The 15,086-nt window shown below is 59.8% G+C and carries 13 protein-coding genes; 5 read left to right on the forward strand and 8 right to left on the reverse strand.

The window, feature by feature from the left end:
- Positions 1-33 precede the first annotated feature (33 nt).
- The 6 genes from HKK53_RS19325 to HKK53_RS19350 form a co-directional block, all read right to left on the reverse strand.
- Positions 34-615, reverse strand: coding sequence for an alpha/beta hydrolase (locus HKK53_RS19325; protein WP_169372148.1), 582 nt, complete (start codon positions 613-615; stop codon positions 34-36).
- A gap of 289 nt (positions 616-904) precedes the next feature.
- The gene (locus tag HKK53_RS19330; protein WP_003220570.1) at positions 905-1,306 is read right to left on the reverse strand and encodes an ExbD/TolR family protein; all 402 of its coding nucleotides are present in this window, start codon (positions 1,304-1,306) and stop codon (positions 905-907) included.
- 1 nt (position 1,307) lies between these two features.
- Positions 1,308-2,033 carry a MotA/TolQ/ExbB proton channel family protein gene (locus HKK53_RS19335; protein ID WP_169372149.1) on the reverse strand — a complete coding sequence of 242 codons (726 nt, stop codon included), beginning with the start codon at positions 2,031-2,033 and terminating at the stop codon, positions 1,308-1,310.
- Positions 2,034-2,078: 45 nt separating this feature from the next.
- Positions 2,079-2,888 carry an energy transducer TonB gene (locus tag HKK53_RS19340; RefSeq protein ID WP_169372150.1) on the reverse strand — a complete coding sequence of 270 codons (810 nt, stop codon included), beginning with the start codon at positions 2,886-2,888 and terminating at the stop codon, positions 2,079-2,081.
- A 362-nt stretch (positions 2,889-3,250) separates the two neighbouring features.
- Positions 3,251-3,577, reverse strand: coding sequence for a hypothetical protein (locus tag HKK53_RS19345; RefSeq protein WP_054616563.1), 327 nt, complete (start codon positions 3,575-3,577; stop codon positions 3,251-3,253).
- Positions 3,578-3,789: 212 nt separating this feature from the next.
- On the reverse strand, positions 3,790-6,141 hold the full coding sequence (locus HKK53_RS19350; protein WP_169372151.1) for a TonB-dependent receptor: 2,352 nt from the start codon (positions 6,139-6,141) through the stop codon (positions 3,790-3,792).
- A 165-nt stretch (positions 6,142-6,306) separates the two neighbouring features.
- Between HKK53_RS19350 and HKK53_RS19355 the strand changes: the two genes are divergently transcribed.
- The gene (locus HKK53_RS19355; protein ID WP_169372152.1) at positions 6,307-7,251 is read left to right on the forward strand and encodes a LysR family transcriptional regulator; all 945 of its coding nucleotides are present in this window, start codon (positions 6,307-6,309) and stop codon (positions 7,249-7,251) included.
- A gap of 151 nt (positions 7,252-7,402) precedes the next feature.
- Positions 7,403-9,019, forward strand: coding sequence for an alkaline phosphatase family protein (locus HKK53_RS19360; RefSeq protein ID WP_169372153.1), 1,617 nt, complete (start codon positions 7,403-7,405; stop codon positions 9,017-9,019).
- Between the two features lie 128 nt (positions 9,020-9,147).
- Here HKK53_RS19360 and HKK53_RS19365 read toward each other — a convergent pair whose 3' ends face one another.
- Complete coding sequence (locus HKK53_RS19365) at positions 9,148-10,053, reverse strand: TauD/TfdA dioxygenase family protein (protein WP_169372154.1); 906 nt, start codon at positions 10,051-10,053, stop codon at positions 9,148-9,150.
- Positions 10,054-10,236: 183 nt separating this feature from the next.
- Here HKK53_RS19365 and HKK53_RS19370 point away from each other — a divergent pair, with 183 nt between their 5' ends.
- On the forward strand, positions 10,237-11,163 hold the full coding sequence (locus HKK53_RS19370) for a LysR family transcriptional regulator (RefSeq protein WP_169372155.1): 927 nt from the start codon (positions 10,237-10,239) through the stop codon (positions 11,161-11,163).
- A gap of 111 nt (positions 11,164-11,274) precedes the next feature.
- Here HKK53_RS19370 and HKK53_RS19375 read toward each other — a convergent pair whose 3' ends face one another.
- The gene (locus HKK53_RS19375) at positions 11,275-12,288 is read right to left on the reverse strand and encodes an ABC transporter substrate-binding protein (protein WP_169372156.1); all 1,014 of its coding nucleotides are present in this window, start codon (positions 12,286-12,288) and stop codon (positions 11,275-11,277) included.
- Positions 12,289-12,672: 384 nt separating this feature from the next.
- On the opposite strand from HKK53_RS19375, the gene HKK53_RS19380 reads away from it, so the two are divergent.
- On the forward strand, positions 12,673-14,271 hold the full coding sequence (locus tag HKK53_RS19380) for an ABC transporter permease (RefSeq protein ID WP_169372157.1): 1,599 nt from the start codon (positions 12,673-12,675) through the stop codon (positions 14,269-14,271).
- Positions 14,268-15,083 carry an ABC transporter ATP-binding protein gene (locus tag HKK53_RS19385; protein ID WP_169372158.1) on the forward strand — a complete coding sequence of 272 codons (816 nt, stop codon included), beginning with the start codon at positions 14,268-14,270 and terminating at the stop codon, positions 15,081-15,083. The genes HKK53_RS19380 and HKK53_RS19385 overlap by 4 nt, the downstream gene beginning before the upstream one ends.
- Positions 15,084-15,086 lie beyond the last annotated feature (3 nt).

Genomic DNA, 15,086 nt, shown 5'->3' on the forward strand with positions numbered 1-15,086 from the left:
CGCCGGGAGACGGGGGCGTTGAAAAAATAAAAATTAAGCGCGGCGCAGGGCGTGATGCTCCATGCGGTTTTGCAGGCGGTAGAGATAGGCAAAACCCTGCTCCCAGCGCTGGTGACCTGACTTGACGTTGATATGCCCGGCACCCGCCAGAATCCCCGCCTCGGCCCCCCAATTGCGCGCCAGCTCCATCGCACGCGGTGCACTGACGGCGCTGTCGTTGTCGGAGCTGACGACTTGGCTCGGGAACGGCAACAGGGTGGTGGGAATTGGTGCGAAGTTGCGCAGGGCCGGCGAGCAGGCCGGACGTTCGACGTCCGCCGGCGCGACCAGCAAGGCACCCCGAACCTGACGCAAAAATTGCACGGGCGCGGTGGCGGCCCAATGGGCAACGGTGATGCAACCCAGGCTGTGGGCGATCAGGATCACCGGCGTGCTGTCGGCGGCAATCGCCTCGGCCAGTGCCGCGACCCAATCTTCACGGCGCGGCGTCAGCCAGTCGGCCTGCTCCACCCGTGCGCTGTTCGGCAGACTGTTCTGCCAATGGCTTTGCCAATGATCTTCCGGCGATCCTTGCCAGCCCGGCACAATCAGGTAGCGAATTGATTCGTTGCGCATGGGGGAGCTCTCCTGCTGCGTGTCTGTTCCTGATCGAGTATAGGGATGGGAGTTATATTCGTTAAGGAATAAGAAGCTATTTATTAAGACCTATAAAGAATATATAGAATTTACTGATCGTTCCCACGCTCCGCGTGGGAATGCATCTTGTGACGCTCCGCGTCACGCCGTGCGAAGGGACGCAGAGCGTCCCGGGCGGCATTCCCACGCGGAGCGTGGGAACGATCTTTACGCCAAAAAAAAGGGCCGCACCCTGCCAAGGAGACGGCCCCGGAAAACTGTAGAAAACCTACCGCGCAGTGATCACCGACAACTTGGTAATCCCTGCCCGCTCAATCGAGGCCATGGCCCGCGCCACTTCGCCGTAATTCACCCCGTCGTCCGCCTGCAATTGCACGCGCACTTCCGGGTCCTTGGCCTTCGCCGATTTCAGGTTGAATTCCAGCAAGTCCGGCTGGATTTCGTCCTTGTTGATAAACAATTTGCCAGCGCCATCGATGCTCACCACCAGCGGGTCTTTCTGCTCCACCGGGGCCACGGCCTCGGTCTTGGGCAGGTTGATCGGGATCGCGTTGGTCAGCAGCGGCGCGGTGACGATAAACACCACCAGCAGCACCAGCATCACGTCCACCAGCGGCGTTACGTTGATCTCGCTCAGCACCTCATCGCTGTCTTGCGTGGAGAAGGCCATATCAGGACGCCTCCTTCACTTTCTGCGCGCTACCCTGGGCCACGACTTTGTGCGAGGTCGGGTGAATCAACAGGCGGAACGAACTCTTCTGCGCCAGGCTGTAGAAGTCATGGGCGAAGTCATCCAGGTCCGCCGCCGTCAGTTTCAGACGACGCAAGAAGTAGTTGTAAACCAGCACCGCCGGCACCGCGACCGCGATCCCCACACCGGTGGCGACCAGTGCCGCCCCAATCGGCCCGGCCACTGTTTCCAGACTTGCCGAACCCGCCGCGCTGATGCCTTTCAGCGCTTCCATGATTCCCCACACCGTGCCGAACAAACCAATGAACGGCGAGGTGCTGCCGATACTCGCCACCACCGCCAGCCCGGTTTCCAGCGAACGACGCTCGCGGACGATCTGCTGACGCAGGGCGCGCTCCAATCGATCCTGATGATTAATCGCCTGGCTCAAATCATTCGTTGCCGGCGTTTCGCCTACCTGAATCGCCGCATAACCGGCCTGGGCCACACGCGCCGCCGCACCCGGTTGGGTCTCACTCAACTCGGCCGCCGAATCGAGACTCGACGCCGCCCAAAACTGTTTATGAAACTTGCGATCCTGAGCTTTCAGGCGACCGAACTGCACACCCTTGAGCAACGCCAAACCCCAGGTGGCAACGGAAAAAACCACCAGCAGCCAGATCACCGCGCCTTCGATGGATTCAAGTGGAGAGGCCAGTAACGTCATGATGTATTCCCTCGTGTAAATTTTTTGCGCGAAATTGGTTTCGGTTTAATGAATCTTGAAATCGATGGGCACGCTGACCCAGCCATCCTGGGCGACATCACCTTGCTTGGCCGGCACAAAACTCCAACGCTTCACCGCATTGAGCGCGGCCTCGTCGAGTTGATCGCGCCCACTGCTTTTCTGAATCTGGATCTCGCCAGGCTTGCCGTTGGCCAACACATGCACCCGCAACAACACCGTGCCTTCCCAACCGCGACGCTGAGCCAGGGACGGGTATTCCGGCGCCGGGTTTTTCAGGTACGCGGCATTGGCCGAGGCCGGGGTCACTGGCGCGGGCGCCGGTGGTGCGGGTGGCGCTGGCGCCGCGACTGGCGCTGTCGGTTGCGGCGGTGCCGGTGGTTGCTCGACGGCTTTAGGCGCTGGTTTCGGCACCGGTTTGGCCACGGGTTTTGGTTTGGGAATCGGTTTCGGTGGCGGTGGTTTCACGGCCAACTCGTCTTCCACGGGCGGCGGTGGCTCGATCACCGGTTGAACCGGTTGTGGTGGTGGCGGCTCGACCACGGGTGGTGCCGGGCGCGAGAATTCGATGGTCATCGGCGGAATTTCCGGCGGCACGATCGGCAGCTCTTTGATCGGTTGCTGATTGACCCAATAGATCACCGCACCATGCACCAGCAACGCCAGCACACCGAGAAGGATCGCCTCGCGTCGACTCAGGATGCCCTTGGGCGCCCGCTGCAAACGCAACTGGCTCAACGGCACGCGAGGCACCCGGCCGAGGTCGACCAACTCGCCACTCGGCGCCTGGCGCCAGAGCACCTCATGTGCGCCGGCGGCGGTCTGGACATTGCCCATTGATTAACTCCCTGCGGTCTCTTTGCGAATAACCCAATACACCCGCACTGAATCCCCCGCGTGGCGTATCGACAGGCCAATCATTGGGCCAGACGCTTATCTCTTAAAGTAATCTTTGAAGTTATGGATAGATCTGGATCGAATATATAAAGCAATCAATTTCGCCAAAGCCACGCCGTACAAGGCTTACAGCGAAGCGTCGAAAAAACCATGCTTTGCAAGCATTGAAAGTATTCGTGGAAGGCATCGATTCAGGGGGGAAAGTCGTAGGCATTACAACTAACTACAGTATGTATCGCTCACAAACGAAAACAGGCTGATGCATATCCAATGCATCAGCCTGTTGTTTACTACAGCACTGATTATTGCTTGATGAACTCTCCAGCCAGACCCACTACTTCGCCATCGAAGTTAGTGCGCGAACCCACCGCACGAACTTTTTTGTAATTGTGATCAGGTGAAAACAACGACCATGCTTGAAAACCACTGCTGCCATTCAGCCCGGTGAACGTGATGGTGGTAGGTTGTCCGGTGCTGTTCTGGAAGTGATAGTGCCCGTAGCTGACGTCATAGTTGACGCCGCCCTGGCTGAACGTACCGCTGAAGGTGCCGTTGGAATCGTTGCCATCGGTAATCACCAGTTTGGCGCCAGCGTTGTCGTTTACGTAAGTACCATTAATGCTCGACATGGTTCGACTTCCTTTATCTGTTAAATAAGTGTCTTCCGATGAGAGCAAGTTTCCTCCTGGAAACTCACGAAACAGAGCATGGTTCGACAATCGATTATTGTCCACGGCGAAACAGACTTATTGTTCGACAAAAAATGCGATAACCACTATGCGGAGTCTTTATAAGTTATTCCAAAATATTCAGACGTTACTTCTGTCGGCACTAAGCCGAATCAGAAGTCATAGCGCCCCGTCACACCCAAGGTCCGAGGCGTCCCAAGCAAGCCTTCATAACCGCCGTTGCCGCCGGTCCAGAGGGTCGTGTAATAGGTTTTGTCGAAGGCGTTTTTCAGCCATAGCGAGACGTCCCACTGCCCCTGATTGAAGTCGCCGCGCAGGCCTGTGGATAAGTTGACCACCGCATAACTCGGGATCTGCCCGTAATCGGAATCCTCCACCGTACCCACGGCTTTGGAACGGAATGCATAACTGGCGGTGACGTACTCTTCGAAGCCGTTGCTCAGGTTCCATTTGTATTCGCCGTTGGCGTTGCCGATCCATTTCGAGGCACCGACCACTTGGTGACCGCTGAGGTCGCAAGAGGCTGGTGCGCCTGGACGCAGGCTGACTTCCGGCGGGCACGGAGCATCTTTGTAGGAGAGGTAGCTAACGTCATTGAAGGAGCCGTTGAGGTTCAGGGTCAAGCCGCGCAACGGGATGATCGTGCTTTCGACTTCCACGCCACGGGAGCGCACGGAGCCGGCGTTGGTCAGGTATTGCACGCGGTTGACGTCGTCGTAGGCGTTGGTCTGGTAAGCGTTGACCTGGGTCCAGAACACGTTGGCGTTGAGTTGCAGGCGACGGTCCCACAGGGTGCTTTTGAAACCGAGTTCGGCGTTGTTGGCGCGTTCGGTACCGATCAGCAGTGAATCGGCGCCAGCGGTTGGTGCGGAGCCCACGGCGAGGTTCACACCGCCTGACTTCTCACCATGGGACAGGGTCGCGTAACCGAGCAGGTCATCGGTGAAGCGGTAGCTCAGGTTCAGCAAACCTGAAGGGCTGGAGCTGTACTGATTCAGATCGCCGGAGTCGTAAGCACCCGTGCGACCACGTCTGGCCGTCGCTGCCGCGCCCGTGACTGCCGCGCCACCCACCGGTGCATCACGAGTCACCCAAGCGTTTTTCTCTTCATAGGTGCCACGCACGCCTGCGGTGAAGTCCAGACGTGGGGTGAGGTGCCAGGTGCCTTGGGCAAACAACGCAAAACTGTTGGTTTCAATATGGCCGTTACCGACGCTGTTGACATTGGCCAGTGCGCCTCGCGGCGTGCCATTCCAAATGTCGGCTTGCGGGCCGTAATAGGAGAAGGATTTGTTGTCCAGGTCCGAGCCGAAGTAGTAGGCGCCGAGTACGTAGTCGAAGAATTCTCCCTTGGGCGACGCCAGTCGGAATTCCTGGGAGTACTGCTTATCCTCCACCGACACCCCGGCGTTGTAGCTCGCCGGTACATTCAAACCGTCGTCATTGCGCGGGGTGAAATTCCACCAGCGGTAGGAGCTGACCGAGGTCAGGGTAAAGTCGCTCGGCAAGGTCCAGTTGGCCTCTACCGACGTGCCGCCCTGATGCACGGTGACGTGTTGATCGTTGTCCAGATTGACTTTGCGATGGGAGCCGTTGACCAGGGTCGCGCCCGCTGCAGCAGCGCGCGCTGAATAGAGGTTCACGCCATTGATGGTCGGCCCGGTGTTGTACAACACGCGGGTGCCGGCGCTGGAATCCTCTTCGTTGTAATCACCGATCCAGCGCAGGTTGAACGACTCGTTGGGCTTGAACAACAACTGGCCACGGAAGCCTTCGCGGGAGCCGCCGTTCAAGTCGTGGCCGTTGAATTCGTTCTTGATGTCGCCATCACTGCGAGTGCGATACGCAGAAAAGCGCCCGGCGAGTTCGTCGTTCAGCGGCCCGGAAATCGTGCCCTTGGTCTGGAAGTAACCGTCCTCGCCCACCGAGGTTTCGATGCTGCGCTCCGGGGTGAACGACGGCGCGCGGGTACTGATGTTGATCACCCCGGCGGTGGTGTTCTTGCCGAACAACGTACCTTGCGGACCGCGCAGCACTTCGAGCTGCTCGATGTCCATCAAGTCGAACACTGCCATGCCCGGCCGCCCGAGGTAGACGTTGTCGATGTAGAGCCCGACGCTGCCTTCCAGGCCATCGCTGGCCGGGTTGTTGCCCAGGCCGCGGATCGACACGCTGGACTGGCGCGCATGCATGTAAGCGACGTTGACGCTGGGCACCAGTTGCTGCAAATCCTGGATGCGATAGACCCGCTGGGTTTCCAGGGCCTGACCACTGACCACACTCATCGGCGTCGGCACGTCCTGCGAACTTTCTTCGCGGCGGCGGGTGGTGACGGTCACGGTTTCCAGTTGCGAACTGTCGGCCGTAGGTTTGCCAGCGGGGGCCGCTTCGGGGGTCATGGTGTCGGCCGCATAAGCCTGGGCGCTCCCCGCCAGCAACAGGGCCAGGGGCAGGCGTTTGAGCCGTCGGGGCGATAGGGGCGAGGCAAGGTTCAACGGACTCATGGGGCGGCTCCTGGTCAAAAAACACGCAGTGACATTCAGCAGTGCATATTCTTTTAAGTTATTTATTTATGTTTTTACAAAGATTTACTGCATAAGAGATTGCCTTTATAAGGAGTCCACCTGATGCATATCCAATGCATTCGCCCGATATTTTTTATGTGAAAAATGCATATCGATTTGCGCCAACTCCGACACTTCATCGCCCTCGCCGATCAGCGCAGCTTCGTCGCGGGCGCGCTGGCGGTGAACCTCTCGCAATCGGCGTTCAGCCGCAGCATCCAGGCGCTGGAACACAGCGTCGGTTGTCAGTTGGTGGATCGCGGACGCAAGGACCTGGCGCCGACCAAACAAGGCCAGGTGTTGCTCGAACATGCGCGGCGGCTGGTCAGCGGCGCGCAGCAGATGGCCAACGAGATCAGCCAGTTCAATGGCCTGGAGGCCGGGGAGTTGCGCTTCGGTTGCGGCCCGGCACCGGCGGCCGGATTGATCCCGCGAGCGATCGGCAGTTTTATCGGGCGTTATCCGAAAGCGCGGGTGCAGTTTCAGGTCGACGACTGGCAGAGCTTGAGCAAGCGACTGTTGAGTGAGGAGTTCGAGTTTTTTGTCGCTGACACGCGTTATTTCGAGGCCGATCCGGATTACCTGACCCAACGCCTGCGCCCGCGCAAATGGCATTTCTGCTGCCGCGCCGGGCATCCGTTGGCGGGGCGTGAAAGCGTCAGCGCGGCGGAATTGATGAGCTATCCGATGGCGGTGAGCATTCGCCCGCCGAACCTGCGCAAAGTCATCGTTGACTTGAGCGGGCGACCAGACTTCACGCCGAACGTGGAATGCGAAAACAGCCACAGCTTGCTGAGCGTGGTGATGCGTTCGGATGCCATCGGGATTGTGGGTGCTTATTCAGATGCGCTGCATCTGGCCAAGGGTGAATTGGTGTGTTTGAAGATCGAAGGCCTGGCGGATGATCTGGAGGAGTTATACACGCGGTATGGCATTGTCAGCCGCGCCGGGTATCGATTGTCGCCGTTGGCCGAGGCGATGATTGCGCAGATCAAGGAGATTGATGCGGTGGATGAGGAGGTGTGTTCGCTGGAGAATTTGGCTGTTTGATCTACCGCTATCGCGAGCAAGCTTTGCTCCTACGGGTTTGTGGCGCCCGGACCTGATGCACCCGCTGCATAAAACCCATTCCCCAAATGCACTTGCCTCAACCCCGTCCCAGCAGCGAAAACCCTCGCCTGTCTTCTGATCGGTGAACCCCATGCCCAACACCCAAAACCCCGTGCGCAACGTGCTGTACATCATGTGCGATCAACTGCGCCGCGATTACCTGTCGTGCTACGGCCACCCGCACTTGCACACGCCGAACATCGATCGCCTGGCCGCCGCTGGCGTGCGTTTCAGCCGTGCTTACACCCAAGGCACGATCTGCGGACCTTCGCGGATGTCGGCCTACACCGGACGCTACGTCAGCAGCCATCAAGTCGCCTGGAACGCGGTGCCGTTGCCCCTGGAAGAACTGACCATCGGCGACTATCTGCGCCCCCATGGCATCCGTACCGCGCTGGTGGGCAAGACCCACGCCACGCCCAATCTGGATGCCTTGCAACGGCTGGCGATCAATCCTTCCAGCGCGCAAGCCGAAGTGCTGAACGAGGTCGGTTTCGAGCCGTACTTCCGGCATGACGGCATCTTCCCCGACGACCCGCTGTTCGACGACAAACGCGAGTCCGCGCCGTATACCCATTACCTGCGCGAGCGCGGTTTCGACGGGCGCAACCCGTGGCACGACTGGGCCAATGCGGCCGAGGGTGATAACGGTGAAATCCTCAGCGGCTGGAAAATGCGCAATGCCCACCTACCGGCGCGCGTTCCCGAGCAGCATTCGGAAACCGTCTACACCACCGACCGCGCCATCGACTTCATCGGCGAACATGGCGAGCAGCCGTGGTGCCTGCACCTGTCGTATATCAAACCGCACTGGCCCTACATCGCCCCGGCGCCGTACCACGCACTGTATGGCGCCGAGCAGGTGATTGAACCGGTCCGCGCAGAGGTCGGCGAGGAGAGCGATCACCCGGTGTACCACGCGTTTCGGCAGCATGAAGAGAGCCTGAATTTTTCCCGTGATGAGGTGCGGTTGAACGTGGTGCCGACCTACATGGGCTTGATCAAGCAGGTCGATGATCAATTGGGGCGGCTGTTCGATTTTCTGCAGAGCAATGGGCGCTGGGACGACACGTTGATTGTGTTCACCAGCGATCACGGTGACTTCCTCGGTGACCATTACCTGGGGGAAAAAGAGTTTTTGCTGGAGCCAGCGGTAGGGATTCCACTGATCGTGCGTGACCCGCGAACAGCGGCGGATGTCACGCGCGGATCGGTGGATGATCGGCTGGTGGAAACCATTGATGCGTTGCCAACCTTTCTTGAAGCACTGGGTTTGCCGAGCGCTGACCACCGGCTAGAGGGACGCTCGCTGATTGCGTTGTTGCACGGCGTAAAAACCGATTGGCGCCGCTATGCGATCAGCGAATACGACTACGCCTTCCAGGCCCCGGCCCGTGAGCGATTGGAACAACCCATCGACCGTTGCCGCATGACCATGGTCCGCAGCGAGCGCTGGAAATACCTGGCGTATGACGGCTTTCGGCCGCAGCTTTTTGATTTGCTGAATGATCCGCAGGAGTTGAAGGACCTGGGCGCGAACCCGGCGTTTGCGGCGGTGCGCGAAGAACATGCGGGGTATTTGTTTGAGTGGGTGCGCGGGTTGAAGCGGCGCACCACCATCAGTCATGAGGAGATTGATTTGCGCGGGCAGCGGTTTCGTTATGGCGAACCCGAAACCGAGAAGTTGGTGCACATAGGGGTTTGGTAGTACTGATACTGATCGTTCCCACGCTCTGCGTGGGAATGCCTCCACGGACGCTCCGCGTTCGGCTCCTGAATGGGACGCGGAGCGTCCCGGGCTGCATTCCCACGCGGAGCGTGGGAACGATCACGTCCTCAAATCCCTTTGATAGTTTGACTGCGCTGTCCCGCCACGCCCACCGGCACTTCGCCCTTCAAGGTCACCCGCCGAACCACCCGATCCTGAGTCCCATAATCGTCCACCGCGTAATGCTGGGTGGAGCGGTTATCCCAGATCGCCACATCACCCGCCTTCCAGCGCCAGCGCACGGTGTTTTCCAGGCGTGTGACATGGCTCTGCAACAAGCCAAATAAATGCGCCGAATCCGCTTGTGAGTAACCCTTGATGCGCTTCACGAAATGCCCCAGCAACAAGCTCTTCTCACCGCTGATCGGATGCACACGCACCACTGGGTGCTCGGTCTCGTAAACGGTGGAGGTGAAGATCTTGCGGTAGCGCTCCAGCTTCTCCGCCGACACATCAGGCTTGGCGCCAGCATAGTCGTATTCGTTGCTGTGCACGGCGGTGAGTTTGTCCGCCAGTTCGCGCAACTCCGGCGCCAGTTCGTTGTAGGCGGTGGCCGTGTTGGCCCAGAACGTATCGCCGCCGAACGCCGGTGCCACTACCGAGCGCAGGATCGAGGCTTTCGGGTAGGCGTCGACGAAGGTCACGTCGGTGTGCCAGGAGTTGGCGCGCTGGCCTTCCGCGCCGTCCAGTTCCAGCAGGTAACGGGTGCCGTCACGCACCGGCACGGTCGGGTGCGCCACCGGTTCGCCGAGCAAGTGGGCGAAGGCTTCCTGGCTCTGATCGTCGAGCTGGGTCTGCTCGCGGAAGAACACGACTTTGTACTGGACCAGCGCCTGCTGGATCGCTTCGACAGTGTCGGCGTCCAGCTCACCGGAAAGTTGCACGCCACGGATCTCGGCGCCGATCCGACCGGCCACCGGATGGATCTCAAGCGCGTGAACAGCGGGTTTTACAGCTAAAGCGGCATTGCTCATGGGTAGACCCTCGATCGGACTGCTGACGGTTGAACGACAGCGAAACAATGCTCTATCTATATTCAATTTAGGTCTAATAGATATGCTAATGCTTCGTTGACGGAATAAGAGCTTGCATTTAAAACCTCAAGCAACGCTCGTCGCAAATGCCTTCGAGCTATTTTTAGGATGCCGGAAAAGCATATGGATCTTCGCCAGTTGCGCTACTTCATCGCCCTTAACGAACACCGCAGTTTTGTCCGCGCGGCCGACGCCATGGGCATCACTCAACCGGCGTTCAGCCGCAGCATTCAAGGGCTGGAGCAAGAGTTCGGTTGTGTGCTGGTGGACCGTGGCAACAAGGATTTGCGCCCGACACCCGAAGGTCAGGTGGTGCTGCAACACGCCTTGACCCTGGTGCAAGGCGCGGCGCTGCTCAACGCTGAAGTGACGCAAATGACCAAGCTCGATGCTGGCGAGTTGCGCTTCGGCTGCGGCCCGGCGCCAGCGGTGAAACTGGTGCCGGACGCGGTGGCGCAATTCATCAATGCGCACCCGAAAGTGCGCACCTGTTTCCAGGTGGATAACTGGGAAAAACTCAGCCGAGCGCTGAGCCGTGAAGAGATCGAATTCTTCATCGCCGACATCCGCCATTTCGAGGCTGACCCGAACTTCCAGACCCAGGCTTTGACGCCCAAACGCGGGGTATTTTTCTGTCGGCCGGGGCATCCGCTGTTGGTCAAGGACAGCCTGTCGACCAACGACATGTTCGACTATCCGCTGGCGACCACGTTGATCCCGCCGGGCATTCGCAAACTGTTGGCGAACCTCAGTGGCCGGATGGATTTTTCACCGACCATCGAGACCGAGCACTTTCCGGCGCTGGTGAAGATTGTGCTGCAGTCGAATGCGATTGGCATCGGCACGGAAGAGGCGTTTGTCGAAGACATTGCCCAGGGTTCGCTGGTGCTGCTGCACTGGCGCAATTTGCCGCAGAACGTCGAGAGCATGAACGCGCGGTGCGGGATTGTCAGTCGTACCGGGTTCCGGTTGTCGCCGGCCGCGCGGGCAATGATTGAGACGTTGGTGGCGGTGGATAAGCAGCAGATCGCTGTCGCGGTCGGACAGTGATCGTTCCCACGCTCCGCGTGGGAATGCAGCCCGGGACGCTCCGCGTCCCATCCAAAGCCGAACGCGGAGCGTCCGATGAGGCATTCCTTTGCTGCGCGTGGGAACGATCGGTTAGAGCTTGGCCGCAGCCAATTCAGGCACCACCCAATCGGTCACCTTGAACGGTTTGCGAATCAGCTTCTGCTGCGACGCCAGGTCCACCGCATCCTGCAATTTGCCGAGGAACACCGGGTCCAGCGTCGACGGGAACACTTCGCTCAATTTCTGATCCTGCAAATCCTGCTGAAGAATCAATGGCGGATAGCTCGCCAGCCCCGACACCAACTGAATGTACGCCTCCTTGTTGCTGTCCTGAGTCAGCCACTCCACCGCTTGCTGCTGCGCTTTCAACAGTTTCGCGACAACGTCGGGATGCTCGTCGACAAACTTGCCGGAGCCCACCAACACCGCCTGCACACTGCCCGCGCCTCCCAGATCCTTGGTGTTCAACGGCAATTCGGCCAGACCTTTGGCCTTCAACGCGGTCAACCCGGAGCTGCCCCAGGACGCATCGATCTGCTTGGCGGCCAACGCCGCCACCGCACCGTTGAAGTCCAGATTGATGACCTTCACGTCCTTCTCGCTCAAACCCTGGCTGGCCAGCGCCGCATCGAACGACAACTGCGTGGCGGTGCCACGGAAGATCGCCACGCGTTTGCCTTTCAGGTCTTGCAACGTCTTGATCCCCGAACCCGGCACCACGCCCAGATACTGTTTCACGCCACGTGCGGAGGCGCTGAGCAGGCGGGTGTCCAGGCCATTGGACTTGCCGATGATCGCCGCGAGATCTCCGAGGTAAGCCAGATCCACCTGACCGTTGGCGAACGCTTCGTTGATCACCGGGCCAGCGCCTTTGAAGAAGCTCCACTGAATCTTGATCCCTTGGTCGGCGAAGGCTTTCTCAAAGATCTGCTGGTCGCGCAGAACGTCTGTTATTCCGCCGCCACTGTGCTGGGTACCGGCGCTGAGGTCGGGCACGGCGATCCTGATTTCCTTGAGTTCGTCGGCGTGGGCGGTGAACGCCAGCAACCCCGCCAGGGCCGGTATGGCAAACAGACTGATGACACGTTTGAAGGGACGATTCATGGGTGCGGCTCCTGGTGGCGACAGCGTTGAGGAGCAGAACGTAGGCTGAATCGGGGCCAGCACTTAAATACTATAAATGCACATTTTTATAGCTTTTGGATCTATACCAGTCAACGCGCGGCTCTCGGGCGGGTATGCATAAACAGCATCGAAAATATTCTTCGAATGCATTGGATGCGTGTGGGCTGGAGGCCTTAAATGGTCTCGCTTATCTCTCAATAGCATTGATTCAACTTTTTATAGATCAATTTTGCATACACCGAAGACCTGTAGGAGCGAGGCTTGCCCGCGAAGAGGCCGTCACATTCAACATTGATGGCGGATGTCACATCGCCTTCGCGGGCAAGCCTCGCTCCTACACAAGGTCAAAAACGGAGGTCATCCATGGCCCGTGTTTCCCTTCTCAGCCTGCCGCTGGCCGCACCGCCGCTCAATGGCCGGCGCCTATGGCCAAGCCTGAGCCAACGCCTGTTGCCCTGGTTACTGCCGATCAGCCTGTTCGCCCTCTGGTGGCTGGCCAGCCGCAATCACTGGATGAGCGAGCAGATCCTGCCAGCGCCCTCGCTGGTCTGGAGCAGCGCGGTCGAGCTGTCCCAAGGCGAGTTATGGAGCCATCTATGGATCAGCCTGCAACGCCTGTTCTGGGGCTTGCTTGCCGGGATCAGCGTCGGTGCCGCCCTGGGCGCCGCGCTGGGTTTCAGTCCGCGCCTGGAGCGGTTGGTGTTCCCGACATTCGCCGGGTTGGCGCAGGTGCCGACCCTGGCGTGGATTCCGTTGTTCATGGTGTTTTTCGGCATCGGCGAAGTGTTGAAACTGGTGGTGCTGGTCAAGGCCATTGTGGTGCCGGTGACCCTGCACACCCTGGTCGGCGTACGCGATGCACAACCCAAACTGCGCGAAGCTGCCGCCGTACTGCGCCTGCCCACCCGCTTGTTGATCCGGCGCCTCATTTTGCCTGCCGCACTCCCTGCCTTTATGGCCGGCGTGCGGCTCGCGCTGGCGGCCGGTTGGACGTCGTTGCTGGCCGTCGAACTGCTGGCGTCCAGCGAAGGCATCGGTTACCTGATGGTCTGGGCGCGGCAGTTGTTCATGCTCGACATCGTCTTCGTGGTGATCGTGGTCATTGGCGTGATTGGCGTGGCGATGGATCGCGGCATCGGGTTGCTGGATAAAAAACTGGTGCACTGGCCGCATCCCGCCACTGCCGAAATTCGTCGCGGGCCGCGTTATGCCGGTTGGCAGCGCGTGCAGCCGTGGCTGGTGCCGCTGGCGCTGCTGGTGTTGTGGCAAGTGACCACGGATCAGCAATGGATCGACGGGAATATTCTGGTCAGCCCATTGGCCGTTTTAGAAACCACCTGGCACGGTTTGCTCGACGGCACCTTGATCGGCGGCATGGCCCTGAGCCTGGGCCGCACCCTCGGCGGTTTGCTGCTGGGCGGCGGACTCGGCTTTGCGCTGGGCTTGCTGCTGGGGCTGTCGCGCACCAGTGAGCGGGTGCTCGGCCCGACCCTCGCCGCGATCCGCCAGATCGCGATTTTCGCCTGGGTGCCGCTGCTCACCGCGTGGTTCGGTCTGGGGGAACTGGCCAAGTGGGTATTCGTCGCCCTCGCCGCGTTTTTCCCGCTGTTCATCGCCACCCAACGCAGCGTCGCCAACCTCTCGCCGCAACTCAACGAAGCAGCGCAAGTGCTGCGCCTGAATCTCGGCCAGCGCCTGCGTCGTCTGGTCTTGCCCGGTGCCGCGCCGGGGATTTTCGCCGGCCTGCGCCTGAGCCTGATCTACGCCTGGCTCGGCACCATCGGCGCCGAATATTTCATGCCGTCCAATGGCGGCATCGGCAGCCAGATGATCGGCGCGCAACAACTGCTGCGCATGGACCTGATCATGGCCGGCATGCTCTTGGTGGGCCTGACCGGCGCCCTGCTCAACCTCATTGGCCAACGCCTGGAAATCCGCGCTACCCGCTGGAGACACGCATGAACGCACCGATTGTCAGCTTCAATCACGTGGGCAAATCCTTCGACGTCGATGGTTTTGAGCTGGAGGCGATTCGCGAATTCAATCTGGAGATTGCCGAGGGCGAATTCGTTGCCATCGTCGGTTCCAGTGGCTGTGGCAAGTCCACGTTGCTGCGGCTGCTGGTGGGCCTTGATACGCAGTTTCGCGGGCAGATCACCGTGGACGGCAAAGCGGTCAGCGGCATCGGTGGCGAGCGCGGCATCGTGTTTCAGGAACACCGTTTGTTTCCGTGGCTGACGGTGGCCGACAACATCGGCCTGGGCCTGGTCAACGAACAACTGAGTGCCGAACAGAAGCAAAAACGCGTAGACGATTTTATCGAGTTGGTCGGCCTCAAAGACTTCACCCGCGCCTACCCGCACCAACTCTCCGGCGGCATGGCGCAACGGGTCGCAATCGCTCGCGGCCTGGTCGCCAGCCCACGGATTCTGCTGCTGGACGAACCCTTCGGCGCCCTCGATGCCCTGACCCGTCAGCAAATGCAGGACGAGCTTTTGGCAATTCGCAGTCGAGCAAAAATCACCACGATCCTCGTTACTCATGACGTCGAGGAAGCGATCTTCCTCGCCGACCGCGTGGTGGTGATGGAGCCGCGTCCCGGACGGATCAAGCAAGTGGTCGACATCGCCCTGTCCCACCCGCGCCAGCGCAGCAGTTTCGACTTCCACCAATTGCGCGAAGAGCTGCTGCACGAACTCACCAGCGACGATCACTACCAACCGACCGTGCCGGTGCAGATCCGCGACCTGCCGCTGTCCTTCATTGCCTGCTGAACA

Origin of the sequence: Pseudomonas sp. ADAK7 (genome assembly GCF_012935675.1) — a bacterium.
Taxonomy (GTDB): Bacteria; Pseudomonadota; Gammaproteobacteria; order Pseudomonadales; family Pseudomonadaceae; genus Aquipseudomonas.

What these genes read in the sequence shown, in the direction of transcription:
- HKK53_RS19355 (WP_169372152.1), top strand. Translation starts at nt 6,307, where the DNA reads ATGCATATCGATTTGCGCCAACTCCGACACTTCATCGCCCTCGCCGAT.
- HKK53_RS19360 (WP_169372153.1), top strand. Translation starts at nt 7,403, where the DNA reads ATGCCCAACACCCAAAACCCCGTGCGCAACGTGCTGTACATCATGTGC.
- HKK53_RS19345 (WP_054616563.1), bottom strand. Translation starts at nt 3,577, where the DNA reads ATGTCGAGCATTAATGGTACTTACGTAAACGACAACGCTGGCGCCAAA.
- HKK53_RS19350 (WP_169372151.1), bottom strand. Translation starts at nt 6,141, where the DNA reads ATGAGTCCGTTGAACCTTGCCTCGCCCCTATCGCCCCGACGGCTCAAA.
- HKK53_RS19380 (WP_169372157.1), top strand. Translation starts at nt 12,673, where the DNA reads ATGGCCCGTGTTTCCCTTCTCAGCCTGCCGCTGGCCGCACCGCCGCTC.
- HKK53_RS19365 (WP_169372154.1), bottom strand. Translation starts at nt 10,053, where the DNA reads ATGAGCAATGCCGCTTTAGCTGTAAAACCCGCTGTTCACGCGCTTGAG.
- HKK53_RS19340 (WP_169372150.1), bottom strand. Translation starts at nt 2,888, where the DNA reads ATGGGCAATGTCCAGACCGCCGCCGGCGCACATGAGGTGCTCTGGCGC.
- HKK53_RS19370 (WP_169372155.1), top strand. Translation starts at nt 10,237, where the DNA reads ATGGATCTTCGCCAGTTGCGCTACTTCATCGCCCTTAACGAACACCGC.
- HKK53_RS19335 (WP_169372149.1), bottom strand. Translation starts at nt 2,033, where the DNA reads ATGACGTTACTGGCCTCTCCACTTGAATCCATCGAAGGCGCGGTGATC.
- HKK53_RS19375 (WP_169372156.1), bottom strand. Translation starts at nt 12,288, where the DNA reads ATGAATCGTCCCTTCAAACGTGTCATCAGTCTGTTTGCCATACCGGCC.
- HKK53_RS19330 (WP_003220570.1), bottom strand. Translation starts at nt 1,306, where the DNA reads ATGGCCTTCTCCACGCAAGACAGCGATGAGGTGCTGAGCGAGATCAAC.
- HKK53_RS19325 (WP_169372148.1), bottom strand. Translation starts at nt 615, where the DNA reads ATGCGCAACGAATCAATTCGCTACCTGATTGTGCCGGGCTGGCAAGGA.
- HKK53_RS19385 (WP_169372158.1), top strand. Translation starts at nt 14,268, where the DNA reads ATGAACGCACCGATTGTCAGCTTCAATCACGTGGGCAAATCCTTCGAC.